General features: G+C 42.7%; 21 protein-coding genes. 6 read left to right on the plus strand and 15 right to left on the minus strand.

Annotated features, from left to right (window positions below):
• Positions 1-5 precede the first annotated feature (5 nt).
• The 7 genes from ACZ41C_RS15630 to ACZ41C_RS15660 all read right to left on the minus strand — a co-directional run bounded on the left by ACZ41C_RS15630 (position 6) and on the right by ACZ41C_RS15660 (position 5172).
• Complete coding sequence (locus tag ACZ41C_RS15630) at positions 6-2546, minus strand: TraG family conjugative transposon ATPase (protein ID WP_464562745.1); 2541 nt, start codon at positions 2544-2546, stop codon at positions 6-8.
• A complete protein-coding gene (locus tag ACZ41C_RS15635) occupies positions 2531-2854 on the minus strand; it encodes a DUF4133 domain-containing protein (protein ID WP_464562747.1) in 324 nt (107 codons plus the stop codon). Before ACZ41C_RS15635 ends, ACZ41C_RS15630 begins: the two co-directional genes overlap by 16 nt.
• 12 nt (positions 2855-2866) lie before the next feature.
• Positions 2867-3226, minus strand: coding sequence for a hypothetical protein (locus tag ACZ41C_RS15640; RefSeq protein WP_464562749.1), 360 nt, complete (start codon positions 3224-3226; stop codon positions 2867-2869).
• Positions 3159-3509: a hypothetical protein gene (locus ACZ41C_RS15645; protein ID WP_464562751.1), complete on the minus strand. Its 351-nt coding sequence runs from the start codon at positions 3507-3509 to the stop codon at positions 3159-3161. Before ACZ41C_RS15645 ends, ACZ41C_RS15640 begins: the two co-directional genes overlap by 68 nt.
• 9 nt (positions 3510-3518) lie before the next feature.
• Positions 3519-3983, minus strand: a complete 465-nt coding sequence (locus tag ACZ41C_RS15650) for a hypothetical protein (protein ID WP_464562753.1) — start codon at positions 3981-3983, stop codon at positions 3519-3521.
• Between the two features lie 10 nt (positions 3984-3993).
• Entirely contained in the window at positions 3994-4674 is a 681-nt protein-coding gene (locus ACZ41C_RS15655) for a ParA family protein (protein ID WP_464562755.1), read from the minus strand.
• Between the two features lie 351 nt (positions 4675-5025).
• Complete coding sequence (locus ACZ41C_RS15660) at positions 5026-5172, minus strand: hypothetical protein (RefSeq protein ID WP_464562757.1); 147 nt, start codon at positions 5170-5172, stop codon at positions 5026-5028.
• Between the two features lie 316 nt (positions 5173-5488).
• Here ACZ41C_RS15660 and ACZ41C_RS15665 point away from each other — a divergent pair, with 316 nt between their 5' ends.
• Both ACZ41C_RS15665 and ACZ41C_RS15670 read left to right on the plus strand, forming a co-directional pair.
• A complete protein-coding gene (locus ACZ41C_RS15665) occupies positions 5489-5875 on the plus strand; it encodes a hypothetical protein (RefSeq protein ID WP_464562759.1) in 387 nt (128 codons plus the stop codon).
• Positions 5872-8166: a relaxase/mobilization nuclease domain-containing protein gene (locus tag ACZ41C_RS15670; RefSeq protein ID WP_464562761.1), complete on the plus strand. Its 2295-nt coding sequence runs from the start codon at positions 5872-5874 to the stop codon at positions 8164-8166. The genes ACZ41C_RS15665 and ACZ41C_RS15670 overlap by 4 nt, the downstream gene beginning before the upstream one ends.
• A 14-nt stretch (positions 8167-8180) precedes the next feature.
• On the opposite strand, the gene ACZ41C_RS15675 is transcribed toward ACZ41C_RS15670, so the two are convergent.
• The 8 genes from ACZ41C_RS15675 to ACZ41C_RS15710 all read right to left on the minus strand — a co-directional run bounded on the left by ACZ41C_RS15675 (position 8181) and on the right by ACZ41C_RS15710 (position 16322).
• The gene (locus ACZ41C_RS15675) at positions 8181-8552 is read right to left on the minus strand and encodes a hypothetical protein (protein ID WP_464562763.1); all 372 of its coding nucleotides are present in this window, start codon (positions 8550-8552) and stop codon (positions 8181-8183) included.
• Positions 8553-8587: 35 nt separating this feature from the next.
• Positions 8588-9097: an ORF6N domain-containing protein gene (locus tag ACZ41C_RS15680; RefSeq protein ID WP_464562765.1), complete on the minus strand. Its 510-nt coding sequence runs from the start codon at positions 9095-9097 to the stop codon at positions 8588-8590.
• A gap of 135 nt (positions 9098-9232) precedes the next feature.
• A complete protein-coding gene (locus ACZ41C_RS15685; RefSeq protein WP_094998913.1) occupies positions 9233-9631 on the minus strand; it encodes a hypothetical protein in 399 nt (132 codons plus the stop codon).
• A gap of 9 nt (positions 9632-9640) precedes the next feature.
• Entirely contained in the window at positions 9641-12184 is a 2544-nt protein-coding gene (locus ACZ41C_RS15690; RefSeq protein ID WP_464562768.1) for a type IV secretory system conjugative DNA transfer family protein, read from the minus strand.
• Between the two features lie 35 nt (positions 12185-12219).
• Positions 12220-12477, minus strand: a complete 258-nt coding sequence (locus ACZ41C_RS15695) for a hypothetical protein (protein WP_464562770.1) — start codon at positions 12475-12477, stop codon at positions 12220-12222.
• Positions 12474-14039 (minus strand): hypothetical protein, encoded by a 1566-nt coding sequence (locus ACZ41C_RS15700; RefSeq protein WP_464562772.1) that lies wholly within the window; start codon positions 14037-14039, stop codon positions 12474-12476. The genes ACZ41C_RS15695 and ACZ41C_RS15700 overlap by 4 nt, the downstream gene beginning before the upstream one ends.
• A gap of 69 nt (positions 14040-14108) precedes the next feature.
• A complete protein-coding gene (locus ACZ41C_RS15705; protein WP_464562774.1) occupies positions 14109-14969 on the minus strand; it encodes a hypothetical protein in 861 nt (286 codons plus the stop codon).
• Between the two features lie 126 nt (positions 14970-15095).
• On the minus strand, positions 15096-16322 hold the full coding sequence (locus ACZ41C_RS15710; RefSeq protein ID WP_464562776.1) for a hypothetical protein: 1227 nt from the start codon (positions 16320-16322) through the stop codon (positions 15096-15098).
• A gap of 49 nt (positions 16323-16371) precedes the next feature.
• Here ACZ41C_RS15710 and ACZ41C_RS15715 point away from each other — a divergent pair, with 49 nt between their 5' ends.
• The 4 genes from ACZ41C_RS15715 to ACZ41C_RS15730 are packed head-to-tail and all read left to right on the plus strand — an operon-like array spanning position 16372 to position 23829.
• Complete coding sequence (locus ACZ41C_RS15715; protein WP_464562778.1) at positions 16372-17208, plus strand: M23 family metallopeptidase; 837 nt, start codon at positions 16372-16374, stop codon at positions 17206-17208.
• On the plus strand, positions 17198-18469 hold the full coding sequence (locus tag ACZ41C_RS15720; protein ID WP_464562780.1) for a hypothetical protein: 1272 nt from the start codon (positions 17198-17200) through the stop codon (positions 18467-18469). The genes ACZ41C_RS15715 and ACZ41C_RS15720 overlap by 11 nt, the downstream gene beginning before the upstream one ends.
• Position 18470: 1 nt before the next feature.
• On the plus strand, positions 18471-18920 hold the full coding sequence (locus tag ACZ41C_RS15725) for a hypothetical protein (protein ID WP_464562782.1): 450 nt from the start codon (positions 18471-18473) through the stop codon (positions 18918-18920).
• A 37-nt stretch (positions 18921-18957) separates the two neighbouring features.
• Entirely contained in the window at positions 18958-23829 is a 4872-nt protein-coding gene (locus tag ACZ41C_RS15730) for an Eco57I restriction-modification methylase domain-containing protein (protein WP_464562784.1), read from the plus strand.
• Positions 23830-23876 lie beyond the last annotated feature (47 nt).

The raw sequence follows: 23876 nt of genomic DNA on the forward strand, positions 1-23876 counted from the left end.
GTTTTCTAGGTTTTAAAGGAATTTTCGTAGGCGTAGGCCTTTGCGGTAAGCTCCCAATTATTATGATTGTTAGTGTATAGTTTTTTAATCCTTGAGCTTTCCGTAGGATTGGTCTCGTAGATACATTTTTCTTCCACCGAGGTTTCCACGCCATATACTTTTACCCTGTCCATCCAACAAAAGGCTACCTCACGGAACTTCCGGCCTTCCGGAAGGTCTTTATTGATGGATAGGATGAGTTGCTTCTGTTTTTCTCCAAGACCCATGACGGACTGGATTCGGTCAAAAGACTGAGCGAAATCCCGCATATCCAAAAAGACCTTAATGTGGGAATTGACCACAATGGCGTTTTTGATAATCTCCGAGGAGGTAAAGTCATCCACCTTCTGTGAAATAAAAATGGGTTGGCCACCAAGTTTTCGCGCCATTCTCGATTGGCTGTTGAAATAATGTACCAGTTCCGGTCTGACCAATGCCTTCCATGCCTCGTCTACCGCTAAGATTTTATTTATGGACAGTTTCGAGGGGTCGTGCATTTTCTTATTGAAAATTTCCATGACCATCAGCGCGATAATGGGAAATAACAGCTCGTTGTCTATAAGTTTACCCAACTTGAAGTACACCACCTTTTGGTCGCTAAGCCCTGTGATTCTATTATCCTCTTTGTTCAACAAATTCCCTCTGGGGCCATCGGAACGGTATTTTTCCAATAGGAAGAGAAAAACATTGGGATCGAACTTTTCCTTCGGAATTTTCTTGGCTTTTATCAAAGCCACGACCTGCTTCTTACAGAATTCGAAAAAGGTATCGAACTTAAAATTTGAATCATCGTTCTCCCACATGGCACTATAGTAGCCTGAAACCAAAAGTTCAAGAACGGTATTCGTAACCTCAAGATCATTGCCATTGTCCGTACTCCCTGTAATCAATTTTAGCAGGGATACCAGATGTAGCAACTTACTTTCCGCCAAGGTCTGTTTCTCGGTGGTCGATCGGATAAAATCATGTTTGTCCAGTAAAAAGGGGTTGAAGGTAAACGGGCGAGCATCGTCATGTTGTAGAACGACCCCACCGAATACCTTGGTCAGTTTGTCGTAGGAGTTGCCATCCTCCATGATAACGGCCTCGCCGCCCTGCCGTAGTTCGGAAGCAATATAGTGATTGACATAGTATGACTTACCACCTCCCGATCCGGAGGCGACAAGCATACCACGGTTGAATATCCAATCCTTTTTTTCGGGTTCCCGGTAAACACTTACCGACAAGGGCCGCCCTGAAATCCGATCGACCAATCGCATTCCATAGACCGAATTCGTAGCATCCTTGTAGCCACCCTCAAAATAGAGTAGGGAGGAGGCCATGTCACTTGGCATGGGCATGTACATATCCGAGGAGATTCCTATGCCGTTTCCCGGAACCCCTGCAAAAAATAAGTTCTTTCGATCTATGGTATTCTGTTTTGCGTTTATTCTCAATTTTTTGAAGGCCGAGCCAACGGAATTTTCCATCTGTCTTTGATGGTCTTTTCCTTCATCAAAACCAAATACGTTCAAATGATAAAAGACCGTTTCCTTGTGGTTTTCAAGAACCTCTTTGGTGTACTCATAGATTTGATCGGCAAAAATGGTGTTACTATCATCCTTCTTTCCCGAACTGAACCGTTGAAAGCTCTTGGCTTTTCGTCGAAGGCTGGCCAAGGCTTTTTCTTGATTCGGGATATAGATGTATTGGTTGATGATATGTTCATGGGGTACCTTAAAGCCCAAAGAGAAAAGGTTACCGATGGGGAAGCGATTGTGCCGGGTCGTGAATTTGCCGTACAGTTCGTGGGTGCCGATATGGTCCTTGGTAAACTGGTCTAGGTTTTCGAGCGTGAAAAATTGGCCCTGTTTGTTTCCAATGTTGACGCTATTACCACAAAAGTCAATATCCCTCAAATTTTGGTTTTTTTCGGACAGTCCGAAATATTTGGCGTACAGTCCGTTTTCTGAAAACAGTTCGTCGTATTCCAATATGTTGGATTTGATAAGTCCGGTCGAATTGATCAAGTTGTTGACGCTCGTTACCTGGTTCTCGAAATCCGCCAATACATTAGTATCAATGAATTCTTTGGGGACCGTATGGTTTAGGTAGAAATCCCTGTTCTTGTCCAAGAAACCGTTCGCCCGTTTAGAACTGTACTTGATATAATTTTTGGGCACGATACTGATATACAGGTAATGGGTCCCTTTCAGATAAGGACGGTCTTCAAAATGGTGCTCGTTGGCCCGTTCCAAAAAATCGCCTTGCAAACGTTCCTTGATCGGACGATAATTTTCCTGAAGGAAAAAATCCTGCCTGTGGAGCAGCCGGTTCGGCCCCAGGACGGCGATAATATTAAAGAACAGTTCTTGAAGGAGTCCATATTCCGAGGCATCCAATGTGAATACTTCGGGAAGTTCCAATTGCAAAGGGATAGTCACACACCCCTTTTCTTTCGCGATCAAGGATTGCCTTTCATAACCGTAGATGGGGAACGCATCCCAAAGTGCTACCTGTTTTTCCATAGCAACAGATTTTCAAACGGATTGGAAACTTTGATTGTATCGGGCTTTTGGGAATCCGCCAGTTTTTTGACAAAGCCGTTAGCGCCATAGGTTCGGGAATAGAACAACAGTACAAGGAAGACGATTGCGATGACGATGGCCATCAATAGCAAGGCCCAGATTATCGGAATAAAGGTGGAAATTACCAGACCGAGCATGATGGCTGTCAGTACCAAATACAGACAATACCTAATGTATTTGGCCTTGAGTCCTTTATATAGGACATCCTTTTGCAGCCCCTTTTGGATAGGGATATATTGATTCTCCATACGGCGGGAAATTTAGATGTTGGCAATTTCCTCGCCGATGGCGATCAGGGCAAAAAAGATGGCGATACCGATGACGGCCTTGCCCAACTTATTGGCAAGGTCGGTCTGCTGGTCGCGTATATAGAGATAGGCAAGCCCTGTTATGGCAATGGCGACACCGGCAATGATCTTGATGATGTCAACGATTTCACGGGATAAGGTCTTGGAATCGTTCTTAAAATCCTGTGCCTCCTGTAAGAGTTGTTCGAATTGCCCGTAGGAGCAAAGAGGAATGCTGATTAAAATCAGAACTAGGAGAAATAGTTCAGGTTTCGGAATCCGGCGGGTCATCTTCCGCCGTATCCTTGTTGCGGATAACTTTGAGTTTTTCATGCTTTTTGCGAGTTAAGGAATTTGAATCATCATCCAATGAACCCTCTTTAAAAGCTTCCAGAAGCTTTGAAGTGTCTTCCACTTCGTCTATCTGGTCGAGTACAGCTCCTAAATCGGTCTGTTCATTATTTGATTTATTTACAAATTTATTATTTATATGCAAATAAGCAAATTTTTCAGAATCTTTTTTCTTTGAAGTTCTTTTCTTTTTTAGCAACACCCACGAAACGTAGCCATAATAGATAAGGGCCAAACCAATCAATATGTACCAATAGCTACTCATTTTTCTTTATTATTCCTGTTCGATAAGGTTTAGCAGTTTCCTGAACTTTTGCTGTATAAAATCTTCCAAAACCTTTCGCATCAAATCATTGCGATGGGTTTTGATCTCTAATTTATAGGATGCTCCCTGTGCCAATTTCTCATATTTGGCCATACACTCCCTACTAAGTGAGAGCACGAACGATTCCTTTCTGTCCCTGAAACTTTCCGCTTTTAGGAACTGTTCGAACTTTTGTACAGCATATCCATTGCCTTCCGGTGCATTTTCACATTTTTGGGGTTTCGAATTACCAATAGCCGTAGTTTCGTCCTTTTTCTTAACGGATTTTCGCTCAAAATGTTGTTTGTTCTCCATCGTGGACTTGCTAGGCACCCGTTCGTTTTTCAACTCTTCCAGAACATCCACGGTTTTCTTGTTTTTCTCCGCCATTTTTTGAATAAGTCCTAGCGTATCCATTTTCCGTTGTTTTTTCATGATTCCACTTTTAACGCGTTAATTGGGCAACTTCCTTAAAAAAATGTTTGATATCCTTCTCCCCCAGCTCCTTATGTTGGGGAATGGGGTAGAGGGTATTTCGGTACCGTTCCTTGTAAATGGTTTTGTCCTTGACCACACTTTCCATCATCGGTATGTCCGCTTCAAGGAATTGTTGGCGCAGCACCGCAAATTTGTTTTTCTTGACCAACTTGTATTTGTTGAAGAACAGGTGGATACTCTTTAACATCCGTTCCTCATTGTCCAGGAAATTGTTTTTCAGGGTAAAATAAAAATGGGAAGTGCTATCGATTTCCAGTTCGTCATGATCGAATGGTACAAAGACATGCTCCACATATAAAAGACCTTTGACCATTTCCACGTTCAGGCTTCCGGGAAGATCAAGTATAATATAATCCACCCTCCCGTAGTGCTTGACAATGGTATCCTGTAGGGTAGCAACCGTCACAGGTTCTATCGGATAAAGTTCTATGGATTGCCTTTCTTCTTCATCCAACGATTCCAATTCGCGCTGTCTTTTATTGTAAATGGAATATTGAGGATTGTCCAAATCCAATAGTACCACTTTTTTGCCCTTGGCATAAAAAAGGTCGGAGGCCAAAATGATGTTCAAGGTCGTTTTTCCGATACCTCCTTTTTCGCCGACGACACTAATAATCTTTGTTTCCATAATTCATTATTTAGTTCGTTCGATAATTATTTAAATGACGTATTGATCAATGCACTAATCAATGATTTATACACCTAAATAGTTATATAATTAATGATGAATATAGAGATATAAAATGTTAATATACAAGCATTTATGAATTATTTTCCAACACAAGACCATATAAGACCATAAGGGTTTAAATGGGTACAGGGACTGAATCGATATGGTGTTACGGAAATTCTTTTCTATCTAAAAGGGAAGAAAACGAGATCGGAAACCGTGACTATTCCATACTACTTTTTAAGTGCGGGTAGCCTATTTGTTTGAAGAGATAAAATAGACCTTACTTCGGATAAACGTCAAAAGATACTATCGCCATGGAACGGTAAAAATCGATTGATCAATGCTCTCCCAAAGTTCCTGCGGAAGCCAAGGAAGCCTATCGGCGCCCTTGGCACCCTCGAAACCGCGCAAAAGCCCATGGGACGAAAAGGTCCCATGCACTTTTTTGGCCAATCACTATTTTTTACACTCAATTTACCGATTGAGACTTTTTTGGATTTTATATATACCGAAACAGCCGGCGGAAGTGCTACTAAATGACCGATTACGCTTTGAAAAGAAAATTAGAAGATGTCAAACAACTCCTTAAAAATTTGCATTGATGTATTTTATCCAAGAATCGATACACTTGTCGAAATACCAATTACTTAGCTAAAATAATAGCTTATATTAAAATTCGTAGAATTTTGCAAGATATGTTTTAAGTAACTTAAAACTACTACTTCTTACGAAGTGAAAAAACACAAAAGCGAGTAAAATCGGCTCCGAAATGGCACAAAAAACAGGTAGAAAACCGTTAGGCAAATACAAGAGGAAACATGATATCATGTTGCGCTTCAATGATAAGGAGCTTGGAATGGTCAAGAAAATTTTGGCATCCTATGATCTGGATTTTGAAAAGCGCGGTATTGCTGCACCATTTCTAAGACGCCTGATATTGGACAAAGAGGCGGTAGAAGAAAAAAAGCTACCTGATTTCTCGGCCAACCTGATCTATCAAATCAACAAAATAGGTATTAACATAAACCAATTGACCACAGTGGCACGGGCTAAAAACCTTAGAAGTCCGTCAGCCAAATTGGAAAGCGAAGTAGAAAGAGCGAACGAATTGTTGATGGGAATCATGGAGCTATTGAATGAAAAACTGCATAAATGATAGCCAAGATATTGTTTCGTGAAACTGTACATGGCGTGTTGAACTATGTATTCGGTAAGGAAGGAAGCATCATTTTGGGCTATCCGAACACCTGTTCGGAATTTGGGCTGTCGCCTGAATTTTTCACGAACGTACTTCATTTTCAAGGCCAACGCCATGCTACCGAAAACAGGTATGTACATATTACGATCAACCTTCCCCATGGCGAGCGGCTAGACGATGCCACTTTTTACCAACTGGGAAAGGATTATATGGCAGAGATGGGCTTAGGAAACCAACCCTTTTGTGTAGTCCTTCATGAGGATACAAAACATCAACATATACACCTTGTTTCAACGGTAGTTACCGAATCTGCCTCCCTGATCTCTATGTTCAATAGTTACCGGAGAAGTATGGCAACGCAAGCGTACCTTGAAAAACGCTATGGTCTTTTGCCATCGCCCCAAACCCGACAAAAACAGCACAGGGAACTTCCGATATACCGATTTCCGGAATTCCAGTTCAAGCCCGATGATTCAAATGGCACAAGGTTCTATATACAGGATGTAATGAACGGCCTCCTTCAAAAGCACAAGGTGCGCAGTTTTGCCGAACTAAAAAAATTGGCCAGACCCTACCACATCATCGTAAATACCATGACCCATGAAAGTGGAAGGGTAGGGGTGGCCTACGGAATCGATAACCAAAAAAAATACAAGACGCAATTTATAAACGGCTCGACCGCGCATCCGAAATTGAGCGGGCCAAAACTTGTGGCTATTTTTGAAAAGAATTCCAAATCGAAATTATTGGCGATGCACAAAAAGCGCTTGGAAAAGCAATGGATGACCACCTTAAAACTTTTTAAAAGCATTCGTCAGGAAGATCTACCGGATGTCCTGAAATCATATCAAAACATAGACTGCGAATTATCGTACGGAAAGAATAGACAATTGAACGAGCTAATCATTTATGACAAATCAGGTTATGTCTTCTTAGCCTCCGAGATCAGCTCCCAAATGGATTTTATCCATCACCCACAATTAGAGGACGATGTGAACGGTACAACCTGTTTGGACGAAAACGGGAAGCAATTTTTACTTGAAACCCGAAAACTCATAAAAAATGCTTTTTACGAGGCCTATTTACAAGCCAACAAAAGTGATAGGTCGTTATCCGAGTTTGTAATAACTAAAAATCTGAGGGATTTGTTGCCTCATATCGCAGGCTCTGAACGCTATTCTTTCCTAAACCATTATATGAGCCAGGATAAGGGTAAAAACCTATTGAAAGTTCTGAAAACCGAATTTGAGGGTACACGTAGGGAACTCCACAAAACCGAATCAAGAAAGGAAATGAAAACCTTGGAAGACAGAGTTTCACTATTCAAAAACGTGTTGGAAGCCAATGTGTTCGATGCTACCAAAAGCCTCTCATTTAATCTACTTCAGGGTTTGGGTCTCAAATATGTCGGGGGTAAAGTTTTCTTTAGTAATTCCAAAGCCCATTCCGTTGAATTACTTATTGAGGATTACAAAATGCCGGAAGTGGGCTCATCCTATATATCCACGGGTAGTATCAACCAAAACGTGAAAGTTCTTGAAACGCTCACAGAAACCGGAACAAGTAAGCCATCGGATTTGAACGCAACTTCTTTATTCCTTCCTTTATTGCTGCCCGAACTTTATGAATCGATGAACCCAGAATACCAAAAACAGTTTGAAGCACTCAGTTTAAGGGCATATCTCAGAATGGCCGAACAATTCAACTTACCTCTTGAAAAATCGCCCGTCGATTACATTAGGTTGTTCAATGCCAAAGGGTTTTATTTTGAGAAAAAAGTAGGGAAAGTTTACCTACGCTCACTTTATTCAAAAAATGAAACCAATATTCCGCTTTCTACGAAAACCCAGGCATATCTAAAATCCAGCACGGATTTGGATGCTGTCTTGGCTGCTCAAATGGAGACCGTCAACATATCAAACGAAAACGGTCAAATGAATCTTAAAAATTTATGGGTTTCATATCTCATCGAAAGAGGCGTTTACGGCAGGGCAGCCTACATGATGGTTTATGAGGGTGTACGACCGAATTTACATCGTGAAGCACTGGAATATCATAAGAAGAACGGGTTGCGGGAAAAAATACACGCTGAGTCCCAACAAAAAATCAATACCCAACAGGCGGCTATTTTACGCAAAAGTGTTTATTCGTTCAGTTCGCTTTTAAGCGGAAAATACAAGGAAGAGATGTTTAACGGCTTTAGGGACGAGCTTACGGATTATACAAATAAAAAAGGTCTTTTTAGATAATTGGGTTGTGAACTTTAGTTTCGAAATCGACCTGAACGATCATCCCAAATTTTTCCAGTTCTAGAAATGGTTGTATCCTTACGGAGTATATTGCTTAGTTCCATCATGAGCGTTTTACCAACTCCCCTGACTCTTTTAAAATCATACAAAGTAATGTCTTCCAAATAATCGAAAGGGACTCTGGATGTATATCGGGTGTTCTTCAAAAGGATATTTTGCAATCTTAAAGAAACACCTTGCTTGGACTGCAACCATTCCTTTATCGGTTTCTTTTGCGTCCTAAGAAGTTCACGGTCCCGATACATTTCAATAACATCGACCAGATGATCATGCAATTCGATGACCTCTGAATCATCCAAACACTGTATGAGCTTTTTTAAATCCATGTTGACTATACTATAATTTTAGGATAACCCGTTCCTTACACATTGGTCGCTTTATAACCAATGCTCTTTCTGGGTTTTCTCTCCTGCACGATAAGGTCTTTAATCGCATCGAAGACCACCTTGAATTGTTGGTCGTATTTCCGTTCCATGGACACTATTTGTTTTTCCAACTCCTTGTTCGATTCGAGTAATCTTCTTAATTGGACGAAGGTTCTCATAATTGCGATATTGACATCCAATGCCTTTTGGCTTCGCAGCACACTTGAAATCATGGCGACCCCTTGTTCCGTAAAGGCCATCGGAGCAGCTCCGCCTAAAACCCTTTTATTTTGTATCACATTACGTGATACCAAATCATCGATCTCGCTTGGCTCAAGTTCGAACATGAAATCTTTCGGAAATCGGTCAAGATTTCGTTTGACCTGTTGCTTCAGAGACCTATTTTCCACCTCGTAAAGCTTTGCAAGATGAAAATCCAGAATAACTTTATGGCCTCTAAAATATTGTATGGTTTCGGCGATGTTTTCAGGTAATATCTGTGTCATTTTCTTATACTGTTCTGAGGTATCACAAATTGTGATACCTCAAATAACTGTCCATTTTTTTGCATGTTTCAAATGTTTCATAAAGTACAATCTTGTTAGTCTATAGGTAACGGGCTCAATGGGGTCATTATGGGCTCAGAGCTTCTTTTTAAACTTCATCAAAGCCGAAACGATATCAGATTCCAATTCACGATATTCTTCCTGAACATCGGTCTGGTATACCACATTTTCGCCGACATTGTGCTTCATTATAAATTCGTTATCGGGCGAAAGGATCCAAGCGGGATTGTAGCCCAAGGTGTAATAGTACAGCACCATCTTGATGGAGGTATAGGAAAACGTCCCTCGTTCCACATTGACAAGAGTATAATAGTCTATACCAAAGCGCTCGGCCAGATTTTTTCGAGAAAATTCACTATCCCGTTTGTTTCCGGAATCTTTTTCGATCAGTTCATCGCGTATAAGGCGCAAACGTTCCCCGATGTAACTAAAATCCTCTGAAGAGGCCTTCATAATTTCATTTATATCTTTCATAATAGTATGTTATTGTGTTTGTTCATCTACCATTTCCGCGGGATAACTTGAATATAGATCGCCTAAATCCCCAATATTGGGGTTATCGACTACTTCTGTTTCTTTAACCGCCGAGACCCTTTCAAATGTAGGGATTTCATGTGCTTTCCTGAACGCATCCGCCAACTCCCTACTGGGACGTTTTTTATAATGTTTCATAAAATTTTGGGCGATCTCCTCTTCCTTTTCCAAGGATTCGCCGATCTGGTCGCCCGTTTTTGATTTGTCGAATACAGTAAATTCCGGTTTTTTCCCCGTGCAAATTTCATATTCCTCGGTTACCAGACCGTCAATATCCTGTATGACTTTTAGGAAATTGGCATCAAGTATCCGTTCGATTTCCTTATTGACGAACATCCTGTCCACCAATGTTGCAAGGAAGAGTTTCAAGGTGTCCTCGGTTCCCTCCTTTTTATTGATATGCCCGTCCAATGCCTGCAAATGGTCGTACAATTTGAGTTCGCGTGCCAATTTGATGAACTGCACCCGTTTTATGCTGTTCGGATAGTGCTTTTCGGCAAATGCGTCGATGTAGTACTTATAGAAACCGAGATAGTCCAATTGATTACAATCGATTTTTTGGATGGTTGCATGAAAATCAAGAGTCTGCATTAATTTCAAACGATCCTTGACAAATTCGCTATGGTTCTTGCTCCTAAAATCGGCATGGTCCGGGATTTCATATTTTCCCTGAATCTTCTTTGAAGCCATGTTGGGCCTGAGCAGCCCAAAACATAATTTCTGTTCGATTGGATGTTCAAAGGTATCCGCCACTATGCCCCCGAAATGCCCCGTGGACATGCTTGTGATCTTACTTTTCGGCAGTAATTCGGAAAGTATCGTGCTGAAATTGACCGTGGTATCGTTATTGGAAACGGCCTTGCTCTTTTTTTCCTGATGGATACGCCCGAAAATATCGCTGATACGCCGAGCCGTTTCCCCTTTGGCCGCACCGCTGAACACATTGGAGCAGTTATCGAAAATGACTTCCGCCAGTTCCCTGCCGTAGTCCGCAATCAATTGGGTTATACTCTGAATACCAAGCACGGTGGCCACATAATGCGACCTTCCGGTATCGATAATTTTTCGTAATCCCATAATGAATACGGTGGGCAGTTCGTCCAAAATCAATCCCAAAGGCCTTCCGCCAGGTTTGTTGACCACTTGTAATATTTTGTTGATATAAAGACCTATAGGTGCAGCGTAGATTTCCGAGCGATCAGGATTGTTCTGGATACAGACGATCTTGGGTTTCTTTGGGTTATTGATGTCCAACCTAAAATCGTTGCCGGTCATGATATAGTAGATTTCCTTGTTGGCCAACATCGATAGGGATATCTGTGCACTTGCGGTCTGTCCCGCCAATTGCTGGCCCGCCTGTCGTTCCATAGCATCCTTAAAGGGAATCATCAGGCTGCGTACCTCTACCTCACGCATCATAATGGTCAATAAATATTCAATATTGACCGTGGAAAGGGTAATCACGTGGGGCAGGGTGCAGATATTTTTACCCGATTCCTCCGATTTTTTCTTCAAGTACCATATCAGCCCCGAAACAAAACTGATGGCGCTTTTAGAGAAGAAATCGCTGCGCTTGATCCAGTCCTTGTTCAGATTCTTCATGATGATGGTCGCGGCGTCTGCGGCATCGGTCTGGTTGCGCATCAAGTAGGGGTCGATGGGGTTGCAGCGATGTGATTTTTCGATATCGTCAAAGCTCAGGGTATAGAATTCGGGCAGTTCGATAAGTTCGTCTGACTTTGCGGCCATTAGTCTTTCCTTTTTTCGCATCCAATAGTTATAGGCGATTTTGCTCAGGGTATCGAACTTAAAATCATAGATCAGCAGCGTAAATCCCTTTTCTATAAACTGCTCGATGATTTCCTCGATCAAGGCGAAGGACTTGCCACTACCAGGTGTACCGATAATCAAGAGCGCGCGAAAGAGGTTTACAAAATTGATCCAACCCTTCCGTAGTTTTCCTTTATGACGGTATTCATAGGGTATGTTGACGGAGTATGGGGTGTCCACCCGTTTTTCGGTCTGCCGAAAGGTCTCGTTCTTGTCGTTGAACGGGTCGTCCTCGGCCTCGTTACCATAATCCATTACCTGAAAAAGGTGTACTGCGCCTGAGACCGCGAAAATGAACCCGAGTATGTACAAAACTGCGGAACACCAGAACAGCCCCAAGTTGGCCGGTGCCAAATAGCCCGTTAGCAATAGCAACAGAACACCTAGGCCGAAATATAGGAGGCCTGTAAGAAATGACTTCCCTTCCCTTTTTCTGGGATTGTAGAGCATGACCGCGCCCAAGATGCACATCAACAACAGCCCACGGCTGTGCAAGGGTCGTTGTAAGGCCTCAAAACGCAATAAAAAATGGAAGCCGATTTCAGAGAGTTTGGAATCCCATTGCTGGTATTGCAAAATAGGATAATAGGCCATAAACCCGATAAGGGTAAAGACAGCCACGGATAATAGCATAGCCGAAAATGCGAGATTCTTGTCGTTCATGACGAAACCTTGGAATTGGAAAGCTTGTTCCGGTATTATTGGAACATCCGCACCTTCCATTGTTCGACCACAATTGAGGAGGCAATAGGGAATTCGACCTCCTTTTTTTCGATATAATCGATAGTCTTGTCCATTAAAAGACCGGCCTGTTCATTGATGAACCGAGCATAGGTATCCGCTTTTTGCAAACGGTGCTTTAGTTCCATATCGTTTTCCTCGATAAGTGCGTTCAAAAGGGAAACGTAGTATTGGTTGTCCTTTAATTCTTCGGATAATGGTTCCATGGTCTTCATGACAAATTGTTTTGTAAGGTATTGTTTTTTGAATTCATTTTTGATTTTTCGCTGCCTTGTTCGATAACCTGGGCAGCACTTTTCTTAAAATGGGAGTGTATGGCAGAATATGGAATGGCGTAGGTATAGTTCAAGCCAAAGTCGCATACCACACTATTTTTCTTTATGGATTTTACTAAACCTTGGTTAGTGCCACCTTCAGGGCCTTTGGTCGTATGCAGTTCGATTTTATCCCCAACTGCGATAACATTTGGAACAACTGCGTCCATTTTTAGGTAGGTTATGCTTTTGGAAGCGCGAAGGTCATCGTTCCAGTCTTTTCCCTGCGATTTGTGGAGGTCGGTCTGAAAAGGCAGATATAGCGCATTAACCGTATTCAGCAAGGTTTTGAACACGTTTTGCTTTAGTTCGATATGTGGCGTGTTGACTACTTCGTTCAGGGAGAACTCCAAAAGGATCTTGCCCGAGAACCCGACACAGCGTACAAGGTCAAAAACCAAATAGTCCTTTTCTATATCGCAAGTCAATTTTTCGTTTAGAATAGTCGTATGATGGGACAATTGCCCCCTGACTTTTTCGGTATAATGAATGCCCATACTCACTGTGCCATACCGAAATGCGGTTTCTATATAGATGTTCGGATTGTACCGATTGATGACCGCAGTAAAGATCTTTAGGTCGAACTCATGGCCTTTGAGGTCGTTGTCCGTGATGGATATCAGTTCTGTTTTCTTGGTTTGCAGTATTGGTTCGATCAGTTGAACGAAGAACTGCAATTTTTCTTGGTACACATTTCCCCCAAAGGACACGTAAAAATTATCGGGTTTTCCGTAAAGCTCGTGATAGGACAGCAGGTCGATACCACTTTCCCCGAATAGTATGCGAGCAGGTCGGTCAATAGGCTTGGAATGAAACAAAAAATGGTCTTTCTGGTTCAGTACCAATCGAAACTTTTTGATTTCATTGTCTTTTTTACTTCGGTAGGGTCTGTTGTAGAGGATGTAGTTTTTTGCGTTTCCTTCCAAATCGTATTTCGGAAAGGCAATATTGGCGATTTTTCCGCCATTGTCCCGAATGTGATAGGCGTTAAAAATTCGCCCCTTGAATGCTTCGGTGTTTAGCGTTTTTCTGGAAATACTTCGCTGTACCCTCAAATATTGGGAATTCCGCAAGGGCACAATATTGTAGTTGTCTTCCAAGGATTTCACAAAGGTGTTCGGTTTATTGGCCCGCAAAGCGGTATGTTCCAGGCCATAGGCTCTAGCGGCGATTTCCAGCCCCGCCTGCACGGCTTTATAAAAATTTTCGCTGCGTTGCATCAGGTATTTAAAGAACAATCCATTGTCACAGGAATCGTTCCGGTTGAAATAGGTAACGGGATTTCTTTTGGTTTGCAGTACGATCCGGTCTTCGTCATTTTGAAACTCCATGGAACCGGCACTTTTGGTTATGAGTTGATAACCGTTTTGGTGCAGGTACATGGGAAAATTGACCTCTTCATTGATCTTGGCGATCGACCGTTTATAATGTTCGGGATCATCCCTATAGTTCGGACTTTTCATGGGAAGGGTTTAAAATGGCCGACACGCCAAGCATATCGGCCTTTGCATTGAGTTAATTAAAAAAAGGAACTATAGGCTCATGGCGTTGCTAGGCTGTTTCTTTTTTTTTTCGCTGTCAAGGGTTGTCCCCGCTTTGACCTCCATATCCTTGAGTTTCGCTTTCTCCAAATCCCTGTAGAGAAAACGTTGCCCTTTCGCACTCCATCTGACCATATAGGTCAAAGGCCCTTTTTTGGTCTTACGGATAGTGATTTTGACTTCTTCCCCTTTGTTCATGGTGTCGGCCTGCTCCTTGGTCAATTGTTGCCCGAGTACGTACATATTGGCGGAAACTGCCGGTTTTGTACGGATATCGTTCAGTCTTGGCTCATAGTAGGCCAGTTTTTGGAAGGTGTCCCCGTTCAAGGAAGTACCGGTAAATTGAATGGTTTTGCCTTCTTTAACCATGGCATTGTATTCCTCCTTGGTAAATTGATATTGGTAGGCATTCGCATCTTCCAATTTGATCTGTTCGTTACGTCTGATCTGTACGTCCAATTTGGAACCAGTATTGGGATTATAGACCATTTGCACCATTTTGACAGAACTTTTCAACTGTCCATCACTGATATAGGTGGTCTTGATCAAACGCTCCTTGCCTTCCAAAAGGGATTCCTGAACATTATCGTCCAACTTTTGAAAACTGATATAGGCTCCTTCCAAACGCCTTTTTACGTCTTCCTTACCAAATTGATGGTCCAAGTTTTCCCGGATCTGTATGTCCTCGTTTTTTCCACCTTCCTCGTTCATCTTGGGCATTGTAAAGGTTCTGCCATCATCGGTTTTGACCTTATAGGTGTCCTGATCCTTGGAAATGGCTTCGCCCTTAAACCAGACCTGGCTTACGTTGACGAAGACTTTTTCGATTTGTTTTTCTGCTTGTTTTTCCATTTTTGAGTGATTTTTAATTGTTACGAAATTTGAATTTGTTACTTTTGAGTACATAACTGCAAATCAGGAGTGATTTGTGAGTTACGGAATTTGAAGGAAAGAGGGCGGGAGCGTCCTTTTTCCATTTTATAGTGCGATTCTATACTCTTTCCACTGCACCTCCTTCCTTTTTTTGGTTTGGCTTTCTGCCAATTCCCATTCCGAATACCAATTGTGGGATGTCGGTTTTAAGATTTCGATGGTCTTGTCCAAATAATTTTTATAGTACGACCAAACCAATAACCTTATGGCATTGGTCTCCAAAGGCAGGCGCACTTTGATCTGCTCCCCGTCCTTGGATACCATGATGCTATATCGGTTCAATCGGTTCTGGTCGATGATCTTATTGTATTTCAGAAAACTCTGGGCAAGTTCGGTATTGAACCGCCGCGTATGCTCATAAAATCGGGAAAAGGATTTCTCGTTTCCCATTGGGAAATCGATTACCATATCCCTATCGGTCAAATGCAGTTTAAAATCCGAATCCTCCACATAGGATATAAAATGCAGGTCGCGTAAATACCCCTCCAGTTTTTTATAGCCTGTAAAGCTCAAAAAAAGCTTATCCACCTTGGTCAAACGCTGGATTTGAAAAAGAATTCGTGTCGTTTGGGCATTGATAGCCCCCAAAGCGAGATATACGACGTTTTTAAACTGGAATTTTCTATGGAACGCCAACGCCTCTTTAGGATCTTTAAAAAGGAACAGTCCATCGATTTTTTTGGGAATATTGGAATACCACAACGAATGTTTGATGGCCGATTCCTTATAAGGGAGCACCTCTTGCTCGGTATCCGTAAAATACCCACAGACCTCGTTCTGGATATTGAACAGTGGAAATAGGACTTCGTCTTCCTTATTTTTGAAGATGCGCCCCTCAAAAGGTGCCATATCGTCCAAATTTTTGTAGAGTCCATCGGTGTTTTTATCCAAGGGTAAGGCATAACCAAGAAAATGGTTGAAATCTTTTGTTACTGTTTCAACGGTGCTTTCCGTATTGTCGCTAACCAATAAACTTTCTGTCCGTAACACCTCTCTATAATAGGTGTCCACTTTGTCCCAGAGCATTTCTTTGTCCATTCCCTCGGTTTTCGATACATGTTCGGTAATCAGATCCGAGGCCGATAGTTTTTCATCCGGGCGTTCTATTTTATAGTACAGATAGCCCTTTTCGGTGTTGAGGATAACGTATTGCGCGCCGTTACCTTTGTATAGATAATGTGTTCTTTCCCGTTGTACCGCTCGAAAGCCAAGATGCTTAAAAAGCTTCGGGAGGTCGATGCGATGGTCTTCTGTTAGCCAATTTTTTACCATTTCTTGCTTATTTGCAAATAATTTATAAATTTGTATATAAAGCAAATATATGAATTTTTTTGAATCTGCAAATTTATTAGGGAAAAAATTGCGAATAGTTGGACATTGCTATATCAGCGGTATGGGTCGAAAGGAACTGGCCCACGTGCTCTTTCTGATACTTCTTTGTCTTTTCTATGTCATCGGAAATAGTTTCGGTTTTTCGGATTCAAAACTTCGGGAAACAACCGTTGCCATGGAAAATTACGGGGAGCGGCTAAAGGACAATTTTAAAACCGACCGCTTTGATAGTACCATTTTGGATAAGGAACGGGAACATTTGTTATTGGCAATTGAAGAACGGATTGCCAAGTACCTGTATCAAATTCCGGATTACTCCTATATAGCTGCTTTGGAAACGTATTTGACATACCGACCGGAACTCCTGCACCAGTTTCCCTCGTGTGTTCCCTTGGAAAAGGGCAATTATTCATTGTCAAGTAGGTACGGCATGCGTACCCATCCCATTTCCAAAAAAACGAAAACCCATTTTGGTATCGATCTGGCCGCTCCATCAGGCAAGCCTATATATGCATCGGCCGCGGGAACCGTGTCCGAGGTCATTTATTCAGAAAATGGTTATGGCATCCATATTATCATCAGGCACCGGTTCGGTTTTAAGACCCTCTACGGACATTTGGAAAAGGTATTGGTCGCCAAAGGACAGACTATTGACCAACATGAGCTTATAGCAACGGTTGGTAGTTCGGGTAGTTCCACGGGATTTCATCTGCATTACGAAGTTTGGAAGAATGAAGTCAAAATCGATCCAAGGCCATCCTTTAACCTGAAGAAAACTATCTATGCCGAAGTCATGGATATTAAACCCAATACTCATGGAGAATAAAATCCCAATTTGGAAAAGAGCTGCACGCTTTGCAAGGCGCTTGTACCATACTGTCAATAATTACAGTCAAATGTCGAAAGATATAGATTTTAGGGCTTTTGGTAAGCTGGAATATGACCCGATAACCACTGATGAAGTCAAAGACCTTAAAAAGCTCGATTATATCAAACGGCTAAACCTTGCCAAAAAGGGCTATATCGATGGAAACCTTAAAAAGCTATTGGCCCAAGGCAAGGAAAAGGAACTACTGGTAAACCACGACCATAAAATCGTTCCTATCGGGAATTTTAGGATTTTGGAAAGCGATTCGCTTTTATGCACGATAAAATTCGGGTTTCAGTTCAATACCCAAACCTTTTTTATGGCCAGCACTACCCACGGTAATATTCCTTTATGGAAAACCTATGACGTTCGAAGCTTGCGTCAATCGGTTTCGGCCTTACATCCGGTAGAAAAAAGTTCGCTTCGATTTGAGCATTCCTTTTATGGGGCCGACCGATTGCAAAACGAAAGAAAGGATAACAGAAGTATTGCAGCATTTTATAATGATGCCGTCCAACTGACCTTCCAAAGCAATCCCTATTTCAAGGAATCGATTTTACTACCAAGCGAGCAGGTGGTATCCGATCCCATACAATATGTAGGCAAACAGTTCCATCTTTCGGAATTCGAAGGAAAATACAATATCATGACCCTTACGGAAGCTACGGAGCGCTACTTGGTGTTTCAGTCCTTTCTGGAGACGGCACCAAAATCCGAATCCCTCTATTTCGGCATGCAGGAATTCAAGGAACGCTTTCTGGACAGCAAGATAGAACTCATAGCCTATCTAAAGCACGGTCTACAACTTGGTATCCACAAAGGCATCCTTTATGTTCGGCGCAATGAGGAAGTTAACGGACATTCACGATTGCAATGGGAAACTTATAAAAAACTCATGCAATCCAAGGAAATTTCTGCCCAAGAAAGACTGTACCTCTCGAAAGAGGTCATTATCAAAAAGAATTTTGTGGTCGAAAAAGATGCCATTGTGCTAAAAAACAATGAAAGAACGGCGTTCCTCAAAAAGCATTACGGTACGGGGGAATGGCGTTTTGCGGAAGGCGAGAAAAATCAAGAGGAAATGAACTTTAGACCCATTGTCGGTTCCGTACTGCGGCATATCGATCGGCATTACTCGCACAGCAAAAATTTTCCAATTGCCTTGGTAAAACTAAAAAATAATCTAGCTGTACAGACTGTGCAAATGAAACCATCCTAAAATGGAAAATAAGTACAAAAAAATCGACGGACACGTTTTTAAAATGGCCATGGTAACAAATTCGTTCATTTACTATATCGGCGACAGCGAATGTGATGACAATGGAAGTATGAGGATGTACGAAAAAGAAACGGGCCATTTGGTATCGGATAACTATATGGCAAATCGGGATATGCACCAAAACCTACTGTATTTCAATTACGAGTGGATTTGTGAAAGGCTCAGATACTCAAGAAAATGTATGGTAGAAGAATGCAAAATCAATCTTGCCCAAGAATATTACCATGAAAATGAAATAGAACACAATGGAATTCTTGGTTGGTCCGAGTTTGCCAAGCGTAAATTCAACGATGCCCTTTTGACGAATTTAGGTTTTACACTTTCAAAATATGATTTGCGGGAAGTCCGTAAACAAATTAATCCAGATAAAAATAAAGGTCTGACTATGTAGCATAAGCATCCAATCAAATTCCTTAACTCACTCACTCATGAAATACTCAAAGAAAAGGTACCTCGACCATTTGGTCAGAACCTTGGACGCCCTCCACGCGCCAGAATCGGATCCGCATCTATTTATTAACAACCTTGGTTTTGGCAATATTTACGACATCCTCAAGAATGAGGAATATCGATCCGTTTTTTTGGAACGGTTGGAACGTTATTTCGGGCAGGAATATGCCCCGACCGTTCTGGCAAGCTTGGAAAAAAGTTCCCTCAATTCCTATTTTACACCTGTTCCCATTATACGGTCCATCGGTTCGTTCTTGAATGGTTTGCAGGGTTTTAAACCAGAGACCGTTTTGGAACCGAGCGCGGGCAACGGGCTTTTCATCCGGGAATTATTGAAGCAGTTTCCTGCGGCACGATACACCGCTTTCGAAAAGGAAATCCTGACCACCCGTATTTTGGAACACAATTTCAAACCGAACACCAATGTCCAGATTTTTGGGGTTCCCTTCGAAAATATGGCACAGACCGATGCCGGTAGAAAGTATGACCTTGTGGTCGGCAACATTCCCTTTGGGGCGAGCAAGATTTTCGATACCGCGTTAAATGGCCATCCATTACAGGCCCGGATTTCCAAGAACATCCATTCCTATTTTGTGTACAAGGGATTGTCCTGTCTAAAACCCGCTGGGGGTTCCGTTTTGATATGTACCAAGAATTTTTTGGACAAGGCCCAATATGCGCCCATTCGGAAGCACTTGATGGACACCAATAATTTTTTGGGCGGTGTCCGCCTGCCCGATACGGCCTTTGCGCAGGAAAATACTGCCGTGGTCACCGATATTTTGGTATTTCAGAACAATCAGGGGATAGAATCAACTGCCGAACAACAGAAGATCAATGCGCTGTTTTCCGATACCATAGAACAGGTGGTGGGCGAGAACACGGTCCAGTTCAGTTCCTATTTCTCGATATACGGGGATCGGGTCTTGGGCGAAATAGCTGAAGGCGGAATGTACGACCAAACCGATTACACCGTGCAAAACGCGATCGATCTAGAAGGCCTGCAACTCGCCATAACCAAGAAGTTGAGCAATCTTGGACTGGCCCATAAAACTAGGACAATAGAAAAAAAGCCGATTGAATTTAGCCCCAAGGAACCTTTGGCACCCATTCCGCAGTTGCAGTATAAAGGCATCCTAAAGGCCGGTAATCTGGTCATCAGGGAACAGAAAATCGCCAAAATCCTTGAAAACGGAACGTTGGAAGTATTGACCGTCAAACCCAAGGAATTCGACAGGCTTTCCAAGATATTGGGCTTGCGCGACACCTATCTTGAATTATTGGATACTGACAGGAGTAAGGGGCAACGGACTTTGGACAGCCTGAACTATCAATACGACCTGTTCGACTTTCAGTACGGGAAACTGCACGACAAGGCCAACTACCCCTTTGTAACCTTGGATATTCAGGGACCGATGCTCCTGGCCTTGGAAAGACCTGAAAACGGCACTTTCTTAAAGGCCGATATTTTGGTCAATCCTTGGAGCGGGATGGCCAAAACCCCTGAAAAGCTGTCGTTGGAGGATGCCCTCTATTTTTCGTTGAACAAATACAACGGCATCGATGCGGATGTCTTGGCCCAAATGACCGGGGAAACCAAGGAATCGCTCATCAAGGATGCCCTGGAACGGCAATTATTGTTTCTGAACCCGGAAGGGAAAAGGGTCGTTTTGGCTCCAAAATTCCTTTTTTTATCGGGAACCATCTACGAAAAAATCAATTTTTACCGAAGGAACGATTTTGGCCCGTACCAATCCTATGTCGATAAGAATTACATCGACAGATCCCTATTGACCTTGGAAGGGGTAAAACCGCCCATCACGCCCTTTGAAGATCTCGACATCAAACTGCACGAACCGTGGTTTCCGTTGGAAATTACCCAGGCCTTTCTCTACGACACCTACCAGACCTTGGCGCACATTGCCTATAACGAGAGTACATCCAAATACATGGTCAAGATCGAGACCTACGAATATCAGGAAGTCAGGAAGTTTTATGTCCGGAGCGAGAACCGGAGCTATTATTTTACAGATATTTTGGAAGGTGCCCTGAACTCAACCATTCCCTATATATCGAAAGGGCCAAAGGGGAACAAGAAAACGGATAAGGCTAGGATGCAGGAAATCCGGATCAAATTTGAAATCCTTTATAAGGATTTTCACAACTACATCATGGGGAAGCCCGATCTGAGGAAAGAACTGGAATTTATCTTTTATAAAATGTACGACGCCAAGGTACATCCCAAATATGATGGCAGCTATCTCAAATTCGAGGGGTTGCAACAGTTTACCCCATACCCCAGCCAAAAAGATACCGTGGCGGGCATCATCATCAACCAAGGGTTGTTGGTCAATAAAGAGGTGGGTTTCGGGAAGACCTTGGACATGGCCTTGGCCTCATACAAGTTAAAGGAACTCGACCTTTCGAAGAAAACCTTGGTTATCGGGCTGCGCTCCACAATAGTGCAGTTGAGGAACGAACTGCTCAATGCCTTTCCGAACATGAAATTATTGGTCGCCCATGACAAGGTGGTCAGTGGCCTCGCCAATCGCAATGCTTTTTTTGCCAAGATCGCAAGTACCGATTGCGATGTGGTATTGATGAGCCATGATACCTTTAAGTTCATTCCGCAGTCCCCAAAGGTCATCCACGACATCATCAGCGAGGAACTGGTGAACCTGGAACGCGACCTGAATGTCATCCATGAGGATAAGTATTCCATCAGCAAAAGGGTACTCAAAGGGCTACAGCAACGGCGCGAGAATTTGAAGGCCACTTTGGACGAGGTGTATTTCCAGATGCAACAGAAACAGAGCGAGGTCATCAATTTTGACCAAATGGGCTTTGGGCATATCATGGTGGACGAATCCCATAAGTTCAAGAACCTCATGTACACCACACGGCACAGTAGGGTTGCCGGGCTGAATACCAACAAGGGTTCGCAGCGCAGCAAAAACCTGTTGGTCGCCATTCGAACCCTTCAAAAGGCAAAAGAAAGGGACTTTCAGACCACTTTTCTATCGGGTACGGCCATTTCCAATTCGATTACCGAGGTCTATGTACTGTTCAAATACCTTATTCCCCATCGCATGCAGGAGATGAACATTACCTCCTTTGACCAATGGGCACAGGTGTTCGCCAACAAATCCTATGAATTTGAACCTACCGTTTCGGGCGATTATAAGGTTCGTGAGCGTTTCCGTTCCTTCAAGAAAATGAAATTGTTGTCCTCGCTCTACAACGAGATTTCGATTATCGTCAACGGCACCACCCACCAAATCGATAGGCCAAAAATGCAGCTCGATGTCCATACGTTAAAACCTACTCCCGCCCAATTGGCGTATTTTGACAGGATAAAGGAGTTCCTGCAAAGAGGGGATAGTAGCTTGTTGTACGGCGGAAAGCAATATACCGAAGAACAAAAAAGCGCTTTGTCACTGATCGCGCTCCATCATATGCGAAATGCCTCCATCGATCCGAGATTGTTGAACCAAGAATTGGACGACCCCGGGGAGGCCAAATTGCGGACCATTGCCTCTGAAATCTATAAAACGTATGTCGAAACCAATGCTTTTAAGGGTACACAGGCCATTTTTTCTGATTTGGGGGTTCCCAAGGAGCATTTCAATATCTATGACGAGCTCAAGCGTATTCTGGTCGAGGAATATGGTGTTCCCAAAGAAGAAATAGTGTTCATCCATGATTTTAAGACCGATAGAAAACGCTTGGAATGCTTCAAAAAGGTAAACGAGGGTTCCTATCGGGTCATCATCGGCTCCACGGAAAAGCTGGGGACCGGAACCAATATCCAGCAACGTTTGGTACGGATACACCATGTGGATATTCCCTACCGGCCTACGGATATCGACCAACGCAACGGAAGGGGGGTGCGGAAAGGAAACCTTGGTGCCAAGAAACATTTTGACAACAAAGTCGTGGTATCGTTTTACATTGTCGAGAACTGTACCGATGCCCTGATGCTCAACAATGTCAATATCAAAAAGAATTTTATCGAACAACTGACCAATGGCACGATACAGTTCAACAGATTGGATATGGGGCCGGTCAACGACGAGGGCTCCATTGATTACAAAACCCTGTTGGCCGTTGCCAAGAACGACCCTTTGTATCTGGAAAAGGAAGAGTTGGGCAAACAATTGGACGAACTGAAACTCGAACGTGCCATTTTTAAAAAGAACCGTTTGGAGGCGCAGAACAATATCCATTTCTATGAGAACGAACTACTGAAAACGGACAAAAACATCGCGAGTCTTCAAAACGATCTACCCTTATGGGAATCCCTCGCTGATAAAAGCATCTATTTTTTGAGTTTGCTCAGAGTGTTAAAAATAGAAGGTTCGACAGAAACGCTGGTCATTGGAAAAAAACTCCAGCATCTTTTAGAATCCAAACGAAAAACGATCGGGGAGCATATCATAGTCTCCCTCTTGGATGCCGAACTGAGGCTCAAGGTCATCGATAACGATGAACATCGGTTGTTTGTCAAGACCCCGAATGCCAGCTACGTCCATGGTTCCCAGAAAATCGTGGCCAATGCCCTAAGTATTGCGGAATATATGCACAATGCCTTGGCCAAGATACCCAAGAACCTCAATATGCAGACGGAGCTGAAAGACGATTTCGGCAAGGCGGTAGCGGCCAATAGAAAGGTGTTGGAACTGGAATTCGACAAGTCGGAACAGTTGGAACAAATGGAAGAACGATTGGAAGAAATCAATCTTTCCTTAGAAGATAAATACGATGTTGAACCCGAGGAAAAAGAAGAAGAATCAACTTCACAAACGAAGTCCGTCCAAAAAGTCTCCCATACGCCAAACATCTCTTTATAGGTTTTTGGGCGTTGGCCGGGCTATCCGCTATATCGCCTTTGCGGACC

This window comes from Maribacter sp. C-4077 (assembly GCF_055378385.1).